This is a genomic window from Sphaerospermopsis torques-reginae ITEP-024 (assembly GCF_019598945.1).
GTDB lineage: Bacteria > Cyanobacteriota > Cyanobacteriia > Cyanobacteriales > Nostocaceae > Sphaerospermopsis.
The window spans coordinates 3269644-3282783 of record NZ_CP080598.1; the positions used below are offsets into that span (position 1 = coordinate 3269644).

Below are 13140 nucleotides of genomic sequence, written 5' to 3' on the forward strand. Positions count from 1 at the left end.
GAAGCCAAGTTTAACTGCTATATAAATCCTAGACAAGTCTAGATTGCTATGGTGTACTATTTTTGCTTCCCAGGGGTAGAGGGTATGAACCTACTTGACGTTTATTAAAAGTTATATAAAGTTACTAAAAAATATTATCCAGCAATCGCTATCCACTCAGCTACTGCAATTTGGTAGAGATTATCTGAGTTTCAAGTATTATATTTGACAATTTTGATTAAGCACTGGGGACTGGGGACCCTTGACTGGGAACTGGGGACTGGTGACTGGTGACTGGGGAAGAAAATTTTATTTTTTCAAATTACCAATTACCAATTACCAATTACCAATTACCAATTACCAATTTACGGTAGCCAGAGGGGATGAAAACCAACTAAGGGCAGTTGTTCTGGCTTAATTTCGGGGTTTCCTTGGTCAGTGATAGGTAAAAGAGGCATTAACCACAGACTGCTCGTAGCGATCGGCTCTCCATCGTCTGTTTTTGGAGTGTTGGCTGGTAATGATGCTGTAGTGTTTCCTACTGGAATTATCTGGTCAAACAAAATAGCCAACCCATCGGGTGCTAAACTCATTTGCACATTGCGTTGAGCGGGGGGTAACATCAACAGTGGTTTTTGTTCTTGGGTTTTGAGGTTAATCGCCACTAAATAAGGTTGTTCTATGTATTGTTCCTGTGATACTAGCTGTGTTAACAAACAGTAAAGGGTGGGTGAGGCAGGATCAAAATTGCAACCGAGAATTGAACCTGTGGTTTTTAATAGTTGTTTCTGCACACCTTGGTTAGTGACTAAGAATAAATCCCGCGTGTAATCAGTATTAAATTTGACCATTGCTGCTTGGGAACCATCTTTAGAGAAAGCTTGAACCAAGCCAAATTGCGGTAGAAAATCTAGGGGTTTAGTTGTATCTCCTTCCAGGGATAAAATTGCTGTTCCTTGTCCTTGGGCAACTGCTACGGCTTTGCTATCTGGTGTAATCAGGAAGTCTCCTCCGGGTTGGCTTTCTAAGCGTTGTGGGGTGGGTTTTTCTCCTGAACTGTCCCTGGATGTTGACAACTGCCACAGTCCAAAGTCTCCGGGATTATCTCTTTTTCCCCTTTGGACTACTATTGTTTGTCCATCAGGAGAGAGGTCAAATTTGAGGTTTTGATACTCTTTGTTATCTAAAAGTAGGTCAAGTTTACCTGGTGCTTCAGGTTGTTCATTAGGATCACTAGTAATACCTGTGGTGACTGTATAAATTTGGGCTGAGAGCAAGTCTGGATTTTTGGAGGAGCGAGCCGAGAAAAGTATTTTATCTCCGTTGGGAAATGGCTCAAAGTCCATAACAATTAGGTCTTTGGGGGTGAGTACCTTTTTTTGTTCTTGGGTGAGGTTATACAGTACCAATTTTCCCTGTTCTTCTTGATTAGCTCCTATGTAAATTAAGGCTCGATTCCGAGTAGAAAAGCTACCTGTAAAGGCTTGCATGAGCCTATTTTTGCCTTGTGTTTGGGAAAATTTATCTCTAGCTCCTTCTAGGGAAACTTTATAGTTAGTCCCGTAAGGTGCTGGAGTGACGAGTGTGTAAACCATTCGTCGTCCGGCCCAACTGATTTTACCTGCCAGTGGGGGATCGATTTTTAAATTATCCTCGACGCTTTTGGTGTCCATTGGACGACTAAAGGTGAGGGTGAAAGCTGTGTCTTCAGCGCCGATTTTTTGATTCTGCCAAGTAAAATTGCGAACGACTGGTCTAACTGCATCACCTTGCCAGATCACAAATCCAATCAGCAGACTTAATAACAGCATGAAGGCGATCGCTACTCGATCTAGTGCTTGGATAGATTTATAGGTTTTAGTCATTAGTCATTAGTCATTAGTTATTGGGCATTGGGCATTGGGCATTGGGTTATTAATCTCCCCCTGCTTCCCCTGCTTCCCCTGCTTCCCCTGCTTTCCTTGTTCGCCCTGCTCCCTGCTCCCTGCTCCCCTGCTTCTTTACTGTCACCTGTCACCTGTCACCTGTCACCTATTCCCTAATAACTATATGGATTTTTGGGTTGAGGTATTTCTTTGAGGGAAGTAGCTTTAATGGTTAATCGGCGTTTATTGGCTATGTTTTCTGTGATCATCTGTCCTTCAATTTCTAGCCAAGTATCTGGTGGGTATTTATCGCGGTTTTCTGGAAGTTGAACTGGTAATCCTGCGGGATAGGCATCGGCTGCACAACAAGTAATCACAAATCTGGCTAATATCAAATGATTTTGATCTAATTCTGGGGGATGAATCACAAATCCCTGGACTTTGACTTTTTGCCCTGTATAAGCGTCGGGTTCTGGATAAACGTTAAGTGTGCGTACCCAGTCTATCAGGGTTCGCTCTTCTGGACGGATGGAGGCACGAAAGGCTTGGGGTTGGGCGCGTGTTGCTCCCAATAGTTCAGTTATACCGCGCTCTAGTGCTGTTTGAGAGCTAAATACTTGGGGGGTAATGATAAATCCTAAAACTGCTGTGGTTAAGAGCAACCCACTACTCCAACCAGGGGGAAATAGATTTATATGCTGCTGATTATTGGGTACTTCATACCTTCGGCGTTGTTTCCAAAGTTGTAAACCCTTAAAAAAACCAATGATTAGTAAACCAATAGCACCCAAAATGACTAACCAAAAAAAATCTGGGTGAATCAATAAATTCAGTTCGCCTGTGAACCAGTATTTCAGCATTAAAATTCCCCAAGCTGTAATCGCTAACACATCTAGCCAAGGGAGTAACTGATTTTGGATTTTGGATTTTGGATTTTGGATTGTAGTCATTCTTTATTGAGTCATTATGTTAGTTGTAATTTGTCATAGATAACGGAGAATTTACAAAAATTACATGACTGGCTTACATGACGTGCAAATTCAAAATTAAGGTAAATAAAAGTGTTAATTGTCCGGATAAAGCAAATAGATAAAATAGAGCTTTAGGTTTGAAAATTGATAACATCAATCCAACACCTTTGATATCAATCATTGGTCCAAATACTAGAAAAGCTAACAAAGAACCAGTGGTAAAGGTTGAGGCGAAAGATAGGGCGAAGAAAGAATCGACAGTGGAACAAATTGATACTACTGCTGCTAGTACCAACATGGCAAGAATTGAGGTAATTGGACCTGCACCTAAACTGAGGATGAGTTCACGGGGGGCTAATACTTGAATTGCGGCTGCTATTGCACTTCCTACTACCATCACTCCGCCTAATTCCCGTAATTCTTGCACTATATTATCCAATACTAGACGGAGTTTGTCTGCAAAAAGTTTATTTGGGGTAGAAGTTGTGATATTTGCCTGGTTTAAATTTCCACCCAGCTTTGTGGATATACCTGCTTTACCACCGAGAATATAAGTTCCTGATTGTAACAGGGGACTAATAGATGGTTCTTCTTGTAACTGATAACGTTTTCCTTTGCGTTTAGGTTCGGCTTGAGTGGGGGGATTAAATTTTAGATAACGTGCGATCGCCGGTTGCAAGAAAGGACTTAAATCTTTTTGGAAGCTGAAAACAAAACCGATAATTGTAGCGATCGCTAAGGACAATACGACTCTTAACACTACTATTTCTGGTTGATCTCTAAATGCTGTCCAAGTTGCCCAAATCACAATTGGGTTAATTGTTGGTGCTGCTAGTAAAAAGCCAATGGCTACTGGTGTGGGTACTCCTTGCATTAATAATCGTCTTGCCACTGGCACGTTACCGCACTCACACACTGGAAACAAAAAGCCTATCATACTGCCAAATAAAGCCCCCAGCAGGGGATTTGTGGGCATTATATTCACCAATTTGCGCTCATCAATAAAAAATAACAGCAAACTGGAGAATAACACCCCTAGCAGCAAAAAAGGCATGGCCTCGACTAGCAGACTCAGAAATAGGGTGAAACCATTGTTCAGTTGATTGATCATCATGTCGCAGTCAACAGCGGTTGGGAATTTTGGAGTTATGCCTAGTCATTTTATCTAAATCAGGAAGAAACGGGGATCAATCGGGGATCAAATACCAAGTTGTCAGCATTTAGCCGTCTGTCTTCAGCCCCATTAGCTAGGGGTTGCTGAGAAAGTCTTTCCGTTAAGGCAGGGAATAGGGAACAGGGAACAGGGAACAGGGAACAGGGAACAGGAAAGAAGGCTTTTAGTATGTACGGAGTTCTGTATGGCTACGCCACGCAAGCTATCAAAAATCAAATAGGAGTCCTATGGCTGAATACTTACATTAAATTTTTACCACGTTGGTAAATTTCCTTTGCATAATCTGTCCAAACTCCTTGTCCCCAATATCTGAAACAGCTTGTTTGCAATAATAGATTATGTAATAAAACTTGGCGGTAGTGGGTTTCTCTAGTTACAGGTTCACTCGATTGATTGGATAAGAGTTTATCAAATTTTTCATGAAATGAATTACTTAATTCATACATCGGAGATAAAACATTTTCGTATCCCTGTACCCAACTAATATGATTTGTCCATGATGCACCGTCAACATGGAAATTAGAGTTAGTTTTCTTAATTTCTTGAATGGCATTTTCTACAGCATCTGGTTGATAATTATCTGTAGCTATTCGCTGCCAAATTTGATGTTGTCCGATGGGTTGACATTGGGGAAAATCTTCTGGTTGACAACCAGCAACTTCTAGTAATTCTAAATATTCTGTACCACAAACACCGACAACGCCACTTTTACCTCCCCCATTTTCTAACATATCCCACCAAGCTTGTTTAAAACCGCCAGGAAATTCATTCATCATCACGCCACCGTTTTCACCATCACCTATTTGGCTGACAATTGGCGGTACTAAAACATTACCTAATTGTTGTTTATTTAAAGTTTTCGCTTCATAGTATGGCTGCATTTGGGCAACTAATTTAGTATCTGAACCTTGGGTTTTAATTAATGCGGTAATACTAACTTTTTCTCCTTGGGAATTTCGAGCAATTAAACGATGTGGTAAATGTTTATAAATTAGAGGTTCACCGTTAATTGTTTCTACGGTATGTTCTTGCACCAATAACCAACGATAACCACATTCTTTGAGGGCTTTGATAAATGCAAATAGGGTATCTGGATGGTTGGGAAGGTGCATTTCTGGGGGTGAAAATCCTTTAATTCTTGCTAGTGCTTCCCATCCAAAAATTGCTGCAAAATGATGTTGCCAAGCAATAATGTGTAGTTTAATATCAGCTATGGGTGTGGAAGGAATGACTGCATGACTCCACATTGTTCCCAACCATTCTACATAAGGTTGATAGGTGGAATCACAGGTTATGCGTTTGAGATTTTCTAAAATATCATTTCTTCCCATTTGTTGCAGTCCCCATAATAGATTACCAGAATAATCCAACATGACACGGGGATTACAACCTTGATGGACTAATTCAGGAATAAATTCTCCCATGCGACTATAACAATAAGCAAATGGTCCTGCGTTGTGGTTGTCTCCTTCGTTTTGGTGTTCAAACATATATTGCAGGTTGCTGATCAGTGAACCATTATGTCCCGCTGGTATAGTGGGTTGGTGCATATGGAGAGCGATCGCAAATACTGCTTTTACATCTGCTAATTTAATATTTGTTGTTGGTAAAAATACAGGTTGATTATGGTTTACTACAGATAGAACTTCTTTTTCCCAACCTGATATATTTGGTAAATCATCAATGATTTCGGGTAAATTGGGCAGATTAGATGGTAATTTTAACATTTTCGTTTTTTCCAAAATCAGGTATAACTGTCAATTTTGCCCTGATATTTAGCAATGAATACCCCAAGTCACGCAATTCTCAATTTAGTAATTTTTAATCAACAATTACGAACTCAGGCAAGTCCGGCTATTATCATCGGTGCAATCCTTCCTGATATTCCCATATTTGTGTTCTATTTTTTGATGAAGTTTGTTTACCGTTTACCAGAACGGCAGATTTGGTCTGAGGTTTATTATCAACCTTTTTGGCAGTTTATTGTGAGTACGTCTCATTCTATTCCTCTAGCTTTGCTGGGGGTTTTAATTTCTCATTTTGGGAATTGGCAAATAATTGAGGTTGGTTTTATTAGTATGGTGTTGCACTCTTTGTTAGATTTGCCTGTTCATAATCATGATGCACATCGTCATTTTTTTCCTTTTAGTAATTATCGTTTTATTAGTCCGGTTTCTTATTGGGATGTTAAGCATTATGGGCGCATTGCTGCTTTTGTAGAAATTTTGTTGGTCTTGGGGGCAACAATTTATTTATTTCCTGGTATTGCAAATTATTTGGGTGGGGTTTTGTTGGTTGCTGTGAATGTATTTTATTGGTTTGGTTATTTTCGGTTTTACGTGAAAAGGAAAAGTAATTAAGATCCCCCTAACCCCCCTTAAAAAAGGGGGGCTTTTCTGTCTCTGAAGCTCTCTTTTCTTTGTGTGCTTTGTGTCCTTTATGGTTCGTTTTTTTTTAATAAACCGCAAAGTTCGCAAAGTTCGCAAAGTGGAAATTTTTTAAGTAATTAAAATTAAGGCGTTGTGTTTCAGAGATGTGGTATGAAGGGGGATGGAATTATTGACAATTACTTACGGGCTGAACCAAAAGCTAGACGATTTCTAGAAAACAGTGAGTTGTTAAAGTGTTGGATTTTGGTGACAAAATTCTTGATGATGTTGGTTTGAGGTTGTTTGTTTGGTGCTGCTAGTTGTAATACTATTTCTAGTAACCAAGGGGCAAGGTTTTGACACCAAACTGCTAAATGAGATTGCCATCCAACTAATATTTCTGATCTGTCTTTTTGCAGTCCGATGATCAGGGTTTGGGCTACTTGTTGGGGTGTCATTGGGGTGACACCGCGAAATAGTTTTAAGTCGCGCACCATGTCTGTGTCTGTGAGGGTGGGAAGTAAGGCCACAACGCGGATGTTATGTTCTGCTAGTTCCCTTCTCAAAGCTTGGGTAAATCCTAAAATGGCAAATTTGGTGGCGGAATAGGTGGCCATTGTTGGCGCTGCTACTTTCCCCATGAGACTGGAAACGTTAACTATTGTCCCCTCTTTTTGACTGGCCATGCGTCGCGCTATTAAGTTTGTGAGGGTGTACATTCCCAATAAGTTGACGGAAAGTTCTTCTTGCACTTGGGGAAGTTTGGTTTGCAGAAATGAGTTTTGGTATGCGATCCCGGCACAGTTGACTAACAGGTGTATGGGTCCGTGATTTTTCCAAATTTGGGCGATCGCAATATTGACGCTGACTGGTTGGGTTAAGTCTAAGGCAATAATTGTGGTTTGAGTTCCTAATTTTTCGATTTCTTGGGCAACTTCGGCTAATTTTTGGCGATCGCGTGCTACCAAGATTAACCGCTTTACTCCTTGCTGGGCTAATTCTAATGCGATCGCTCTTCCAATGCCACGAGAGGCCCCCGTAATTAGAGCAACTTTACCTTGAATATTCATCGGTTTTCACCTCCAAATTTTCCGCCTTCCCTTTCTTTTCCTATCTCTGGGTAAGACGATGAATGGTAATTCTATTCACACGAGATTTTTCTGTTACTCATCTGCAATACCCCTCTTTTGCTGACAAGGTAGAAATTTCTCGTTTTGACGATGGTTTTCTCAAAACTGAAGTTCATTGGCAGAGTATATACAGCGCATCGGTTTTACCTCTCTTTAGATCCGAGCTTTTACCAGTATGTTGCCACTACACACACTAGCAACTAAATCAAGGGATTGCAATATTTTTTAATAAGAATTTCTTAACAATTCTTCACAATGTTATATTATATATGCGGTAATTTAGTAATATAAGTTTTTATTAATACAGAGTTATCTCCGTGTTGATTCTTTGATATTTGGATGGAGTAGGATTTGGATAGTGATTAAACGCAGATACACGCAGATAAACGCGGACTATAAAAGATTATTTTTGTATAATATACTTATGACTGAATATTGCTATTTTTTAAACCTAATAAACTGCTGATTAATTTAGGTAAATCGCTACAACAAGGATTGGAATATTTATATAATTCCTCGCGTTCTATCTGCTTGGCTATTTTTTCAGCACGTTGAATAGCTGTTTCAGTTAATGATTTTAATGGTTTGGGAAAGAGAGACATTGATTTATCATATTCTGGAATATGTTTATTGAGTAAGTTTAGTAATTTATCTCGATTTATTTGTGATAAATGATCTTGAAAATGAATTAAATACCAAAGTTCAAAGCAAGGATTTGTAATGGATAAATTTATTTTTTGAGTATTAGCTCTATTAATGGCATTTTGCCAATTTTCTCTACTTCTTTCAATATGTTCATCCCCATCAAAAACAGCCCAAGCAGTATCATTTGTAGTCCATCTTTTCTCATTTTTCATCTTTTGTCTTTCTTCAATAAGTCTTTCAATGATATTACCTGGATCTGTTTTCTTTTGAGGAGGTAATACAATAATTTCTAAAGTGGGTGAACGTAAATCATTGCGAATGCTGTTAAAATAAATTGGTTCGGTTTTGCTTCCTTCACAAGCAATGAGGATTTTTTGAGTTATTTTTCTGCTCGGTTGACGACGTTCTAACTTTCTGGCCATTCCTCATCACCCTGTAATATCATTTCTTCATCTAATGGTAAAAATGGAACTGCTCCAAAGCGTCCATCTAAATAAGCTTTATCTATGGCTAAATCATTTCTGACATGGAAATCAGTTAAAGGATATAATTCTGTACTATGATCTGGGCGTTTTTGGGTAAACCATATTTGATCTCGTCTGAGTAAGTTATTTCTTTGTAATGTGTTATCATGGCTGGTGAAAATCAGTTGAGCGTTTTTTGGATTGGTTTTGGGATTTTGAAACATTTTAATAATATATTTTACAATATTTGGGTGAAGATTTGTCCCTAATTCATCTATAATTATTAAGTTACCTATTTTAATATTTAAAACTATCTGAAATGCTAAATAAAAGAGATGCTGTGTCCCTAAAGATTCTTCATCTAAATTCCAAGAAATCTCTTTACCTTCATGAGTTTTATGCACAGCATATATATTGTACTCAAAGTCTTCTTCAGATTTCTTTTTTATATCTATTCCAGAAAGTCCAGTATCAAATTTTGTGATCATGTTAACTAACTCTTCAAGTATGAGTTTAGAACCAAAATCATGTTCATCTATTAATAGATTTTGTGTAAATTTAAATTTAAGTTTATCGTTAACTAAAAAAATACTAGCCAAATTATCTTTAGACCACTTTAATATTTTGTTAATTATATTTATTTCTATTTTTATTAATGTACTCATAAATAATTCGTTTTTTTTAATACTCTGTTGTAGTTGATTATGTGGTCCAGCGAAATCATCACCAGTTTTCCAGATATATTTTTTTGTATTATCATCCCATTGACGATGAAATAAACGCCGATTTCTTTTAGTGCTATGCAATGCGTAATCCAACTTTTCTGAAATTACACAATGTTGGTTAAGTTCTAAGGAATAAGTATAAATATTATTATCAAATATAGTTCTTAGCTCAAATCTTGTGGGTTGTTTAGTACAGATACTATCTAATTTAAAAGGGTCTAGTTTGGCATATTTAAAAAATATTTGGCGGTTTGTAGTTCCCTGTATACCATCAGTCATCATCATTAGTAAATAATTCAATGCTTGAACTACATTACTCTTACCTGATGCGTTAGCGCCAAAAATTGCCAGAACAGGTAAAACTTCGATATCCCAACCTTCCACATAATACCCAGGTGCAATTTCATGATCTGATTTTATCCCTTTGCGTTTGCTGCTTTCGCTGGTTTTACGACGACTGGGTTTTTGAGCGATCGCGCTTAGGGTAACAGGTTCTTTAATGGAACGGTAGTTTTCTACGGTAAAATCTAAAAGCATAATTTAAGGTACAAGAGGCAATTTTTTGTGATTTATTCACATAAATCCTATCGTAATTTCTCAAAAATCTCCACTTTCAGCAAAACTTGTTATATTAACTTACAGCTACTGCGGACTATTACCACCAAATAATTACACTTTGTTACACACAACTAACTATTACACAAGTATTAGCTTCAAAATAGAAATATACAAAACACGACAAAAACAGGTATCAAAATATGGTACGTTTTAAACTCTGGCAATGGATCATCTTAGTTTCACCCATAGCACTTATTATTACCTTCCTCCTCATATCCGCAGGAATGCAAATTCACGCTTGGGGAATAAATTGGATTTGGGGTATATTTACCCTTATATTTGTAGGCTGGAGATGGTTGTTAGTAAAATGGACAAAACCTGCTGTTAATCAAATTGAAAATGTCTTTAACGAAGTCAGAAAAGAATTGGAATCTAGCAGCAATAATAATATAGATATATCCACAGGAAAAGACAAAACCCAACAAATAGAAATTGCATTACAAAAAGTTATCAATGATGCTCAAAATGATCGTCCAATTTGGGAAGATTGGCAAACATTTTGGCAGCGATGTCAAGATTTAGTAATTGCGATCGCCCAAATTTATAACCCAGAAATTAAATATCCCCTGCTTAACATTTACATCCCTCAAGTCTATGGACTTATTCGCGGTACTGTGGATGACATGGATAAATGGATGCAGAAATTATCCCCTGTTCTTAATCAAGTTACCGTCGGACAAACTTATCAAGCTTATGAAGTTTACCGCAAATTAGAACCATCTGCACGCAAATTTTTAAAAGCTTGGAATTTCGCCCAATGGTTTTTAAATCCTGTCGCTGCGGTAGCTAAAAAAGCAAGTGAAGGTATTGGTAATCGCGCTTCTCAAGAATTATTAATTAACTTGAATCAAGTAATCAGAGAAACCGCTTTGAGAAACTTATGTCAACAAGCAATATCCCTTTATGCAGAGACAAAAATTGAATTACCCACACCCAAATTACCAGAAACAAAAACCCAAACTCTACGGGATCTAATCACCCAAGCAGAACCACCAGAAAAGGTAGAACAAAAGCCAGTTAACATTCTTATTGTCGGCAGAAATGGCGCAGGTAAAAGCAGTTTAATTAATACACTTTTTCAAAGTGAACTAGCAGAAGTTGACGTTTTACCTAGCACCGATGAAATTAAAACCTATCATTGGCAAACAGAAAGCGGTGAAATTCTCAATCTTTGTGATACACCCGGTTATGAACAAGTAAAACGGGATGATTTGCGGGATTTAGTGATTGATTATGCCACAAAAGCCGATTTATTATTATTAGTAACTCCGGCACTTGATCCCGCTTTACAAATGGATGTAGACTTTCTCCAAGACATTAAAAAAGAAGTCGCAGATTTACCCATTATTACCATTATTACCCAAGTAGATAAACTGCGTCCGATTAGAGAATGGCAACCTCCCTATAATTGGGAAACGGGAAATAAACCCAAAGAAATTTCTATTAGAGAAGCAACAGAATATAGAAATCAACTGTTAGGAAGTTTCTCTAATTTAATTTTACCAATAGTTACTAATGATGTAAAAACAGGTCGTAATGCTTGGAATATAGACGAATTATCTTTAGGATTATTATCAACAATAGATCCTGCTAAACAATTACGTCTCTCTCGTTTTTTACGCAACTTAGAAACCCGCATTAGCGAATCTGCCAAAATAATAGATCATTACACCTTTCAAATGGCAACAACCCAAGGACTTACCGCACTTTTAAAAAGTCCAGTTTTGCAATTTATTTCTACCTTATCAACAGGTTCACCAACCCTTGCTTATCTGTTAGCAGAAAAAATTCCCGTCGAACAATTACCCATAGTTATTGGTAAATTGCAGATAGCTTATGAACTGTTTCCACTATTAAATACAGATAGGGAAAAATCACGCAATTTTGATTTATTATCTCTTTGGCCTTTGTTGTTAGAAAATTCTGGAAACCCAGATACTAATGCTTGGGCATTTGGTCATGCTTTAATAGAATATTGGACTCAGAATTTAACCATTGAACAAATGCAGGAAAGATTTAATTATTATATCAGGAGTCAGGAGTCAGTAGTCAGAAGTTAGGAGTATCTCTTTATCTCGTTCCCAGTCTCAGACTGGGAATGCCATCATAGAGTCTCTGACTCTAATTTAACAAAAGGCAGAGGATTAGATAACTGAATTTTAGAAAAACTTGAGTATGTGAAATAAAATAATTTTCAAGAGGTGAAAAATTTTAAATGCTCTCCCTCAATTTTCATCAAATCACTTAAATTTCCCTGTAATTTCAATTGTCCCTCTTCCATATAAATAATCTCATCTGCTCTGCTATTGACGCTGGGACGATGACTAATCAAAATAGTTGTTTTTCCTTGACGATATGCTAATAATTCATCTAATAAATAGGCTTCACTAATGGGATCTAATCCTGATGTTGATTCATCTAAAATTAAAATAGGTGTATCGTTGACAATAGCTCTGGCGATCGCTAATATTTGTCTTTGACCTCCTGATAAATTCGCCCCAAATTCACCTAATACTGTAAAATATTTATCAGGTAATTTATCAATAATTAATAAAAAATAAGTTAAACTTCCGAAACTATAATATCTCGGAAGTTATTGTTTTAATTATTGCAACTAGTCAATTATACCATAGAGGAGCGATCAAACTGAACTAACAAAAGTTACAGCCCGCAGTTCTTCTTGAAAAATCCGGCGTAGTGTATCTTCATCTAAAGGGGGTTTGGCTAGATCGAGATATTGTCGTAACGCTTGATTCATCATTGTTTGATAACCTTTCCCTTCAGCGTCTGCTTTTTGTCTAAACGCTTCTAAGATATCATTATCAATATAGATGGTAATGCGAGTTTTACCTTCTTGTGGGATGATCGCACCCCGTTTAGCCTGATCGAAATCATATTCCGGTTTCATATTTACGTCTCTCCTTAGCAGTAGCAGGACGGGCAGAAATTAAGCGAATGTTATCACCTCGATAGGTATAGACTACCACTAGCAACCGCCAAAGGTGATCCATACCCATAATAATAAATCGCTGTTCACCTTGTGCTGATTGATCTTCAAAAGAAAGTGCATAAGGATCAAACAACACAGCCTCAGCATCAGAAAAACTGACTCCGTGTTTTTGTAAATTGCTTTTAGCTTTTTTAGGATTCCATTCAACTTGCATACATATAGTATATGTATTTTGGGGAATTATGAACAA

At 37.5% G+C, this 13140-nt stretch carries 11 protein-coding genes and 1 pseudogene; 2 read left to right on the plus strand and 10 right to left on the minus strand.

The annotated features are described in order from the left end of the window. Nucleotides 1-344: 344 nt before the first annotated feature. The 4 genes from K2F26_RS15225 to K2F26_RS15240 all read right to left on the minus strand — a co-directional run bounded on the left by K2F26_RS15225 (nucleotide 345) and on the right by K2F26_RS15240 (nucleotide 5716). Complete coding sequence (locus K2F26_RS15225; RefSeq protein WP_220608499.1) at nucleotides 345-1844, minus strand: Ig-like domain-containing domain; 1500 nt, start codon at nucleotides 1842-1844, stop codon at nucleotides 345-347. 173 nt (nucleotides 1845-2017) lie between these two features. Beyond that, the gene (locus K2F26_RS15230; protein WP_194058512.1) at nucleotides 2018-2794 is read right to left on the minus strand and encodes a TIGR03943 family putative permease subunit; all 777 of its coding nucleotides are present in this window, start codon (nucleotides 2792-2794) and stop codon (nucleotides 2018-2020) included. A gap of 73 nt (nucleotides 2795-2867) precedes the next feature. Continuing rightward, nucleotides 2868-3926 carry a permease gene (locus K2F26_RS15235; RefSeq protein WP_220611895.1) on the minus strand — a complete coding sequence of 353 codons (1059 nt, stop codon included), beginning with the start codon at nucleotides 3924-3926 and terminating at the stop codon, nucleotides 2868-2870. Nucleotides 3927-4228: 302 nt separating this feature from the next. After that, nucleotides 4229-5716 carry a polysaccharide deacetylase family protein gene (locus K2F26_RS15240; RefSeq protein WP_220608500.1) on the minus strand — a complete coding sequence of 496 codons (1488 nt, stop codon included), beginning with the start codon at nucleotides 5714-5716 and terminating at the stop codon, nucleotides 4229-4231. Between the two features lie 54 nt (nucleotides 5717-5770). Here K2F26_RS15240 and K2F26_RS15245 point away from each other — a divergent pair, with 54 nt between their 5' ends. Continuing rightward, the gene (locus K2F26_RS15245) at nucleotides 5771-6349 is read left to right on the plus strand and encodes a hypothetical protein (protein ID WP_220608501.1); all 579 of its coding nucleotides are present in this window, start codon (nucleotides 5771-5773) and stop codon (nucleotides 6347-6349) included. Between the two features lie 206 nt (nucleotides 6350-6555). On the opposite strand, the gene K2F26_RS15250 is transcribed toward K2F26_RS15245, so the two are convergent. The 3 genes from K2F26_RS15250 to K2F26_RS15260 all read right to left on the minus strand — a co-directional run bounded on the left by K2F26_RS15250 (nucleotide 6556) and on the right by K2F26_RS15260 (nucleotide 9859). Continuing rightward, the gene (locus K2F26_RS15250; RefSeq protein WP_220608502.1) at nucleotides 6556-7428 is read right to left on the minus strand and encodes an SDR family NAD(P)-dependent oxidoreductase; all 873 of its coding nucleotides are present in this window, start codon (nucleotides 7426-7428) and stop codon (nucleotides 6556-6558) included. A 482-nt stretch (nucleotides 7429-7910) separates the two neighbouring features. Further along, nucleotides 7911-8555 (minus strand): RloB family protein, encoded by a 645-nt coding sequence (locus tag K2F26_RS15255; RefSeq protein ID WP_220608503.1) that lies wholly within the window; start codon nucleotides 8553-8555, stop codon nucleotides 7911-7913. Next, nucleotides 8540-9859 carry an AAA family ATPase gene (locus tag K2F26_RS15260; RefSeq protein WP_220608504.1) on the minus strand — a complete coding sequence of 440 codons (1320 nt, stop codon included), beginning with the start codon at nucleotides 9857-9859 and terminating at the stop codon, nucleotides 8540-8542. The genes K2F26_RS15255 and K2F26_RS15260 overlap by 16 nt, the downstream gene beginning before the upstream one ends. A gap of 221 nt (nucleotides 9860-10080) precedes the next feature. Between K2F26_RS15260 and K2F26_RS15265 the strand changes: the two genes are divergently transcribed. Beyond that, on the plus strand, nucleotides 10081-12000 hold the full coding sequence (locus tag K2F26_RS15265) for a GTPase family protein (RefSeq protein ID WP_220608505.1): 1920 nt from the start codon (nucleotides 10081-10083) through the stop codon (nucleotides 11998-12000). A 134-nt stretch (nucleotides 12001-12134) separates the two neighbouring features. Here K2F26_RS15265 and K2F26_RS15270 read toward each other — a convergent pair. From K2F26_RS15270 to K2F26_RS15280, 3 genes and pseudogenes are all read right to left on the minus strand, one after another. Next, a pseudogene (locus K2F26_RS15270) lies at nucleotides 12135-12485 on the minus strand (ATP-binding cassette domain-containing protein); the annotation flags it as partial. 96 nt (nucleotides 12486-12581) lie between these two features. After that, entirely contained in the window at nucleotides 12582-12848 is a 267-nt protein-coding gene (locus K2F26_RS15275) for a BrnA antitoxin family protein (RefSeq protein WP_220608506.1), read from the minus strand. Beyond that, the gene (locus K2F26_RS15280; RefSeq protein ID WP_220608507.1) at nucleotides 12832-13104 is read right to left on the minus strand and encodes a BrnT family toxin; all 273 of its coding nucleotides are present in this window, start codon (nucleotides 13102-13104) and stop codon (nucleotides 12832-12834) included. Before K2F26_RS15280 ends, K2F26_RS15275 begins: the two co-directional genes overlap by 17 nt. Nucleotides 13105-13140: the final 36 nt, after the last annotated feature.

What these genes read in the sequence shown, in the direction of transcription:
- K2F26_RS15240 (WP_220608500.1), bottom strand. Translation starts at nt 5,716, where the DNA reads ATGTTAAAATTACCATCTAATCTGCCCAATTTACCCGAAATCATTGAT.
- K2F26_RS15280 (WP_220608507.1), bottom strand. Translation starts at nt 13,104, where the DNA reads ATGCAAGTTGAATGGAATCCTAAAAAAGCTAAAAGCAATTTACAAAAA.
- K2F26_RS15255 (WP_220608503.1), bottom strand. Translation starts at nt 8,555, where the DNA reads ATGGCCAGAAAGTTAGAACGTCGTCAACCGAGCAGAAAAATAACTCAA.
- K2F26_RS15225 (WP_220608499.1), bottom strand. Translation starts at nt 1,844, where the DNA reads ATGACTAAAACCTATAAATCTATCCAAGCACTAGATCGAGTAGCGATC.
- K2F26_RS15235 (WP_220611895.1), bottom strand. Translation starts at nt 3,926, where the DNA reads ATGATCAATCAACTGAACAATGGTTTCACCCTATTTCTGAGTCTGCTA.
- K2F26_RS15275 (WP_220608506.1), bottom strand. Translation starts at nt 12,848, where the DNA reads ATGAAACCGGAATATGATTTCGATCAGGCTAAACGGGGTGCGATCATC.
- K2F26_RS15230 (WP_194058512.1), bottom strand. Translation starts at nt 2,794, where the DNA reads ATGACTACAATCCAAAATCCAAAATCCAAAATCCAAAATCAGTTACTC.
- K2F26_RS15265 (WP_220608505.1), top strand. Translation starts at nt 10,081, where the DNA reads ATGGTACGTTTTAAACTCTGGCAATGGATCATCTTAGTTTCACCCATA.
- K2F26_RS15250 (WP_220608502.1), bottom strand. Translation starts at nt 7,428, where the DNA reads ATGAATATTCAAGGTAAAGTTGCTCTAATTACGGGGGCCTCTCGTGGC.
- K2F26_RS15245 (WP_220608501.1), top strand. Translation starts at nt 5,771, where the DNA reads ATGAATACCCCAAGTCACGCAATTCTCAATTTAGTAATTTTTAATCAA.
- K2F26_RS15260 (WP_220608504.1), bottom strand. Translation starts at nt 9,859, where the DNA reads ATGCTTTTAGATTTTACCGTAGAAAACTACCGTTCCATTAAAGAACCT.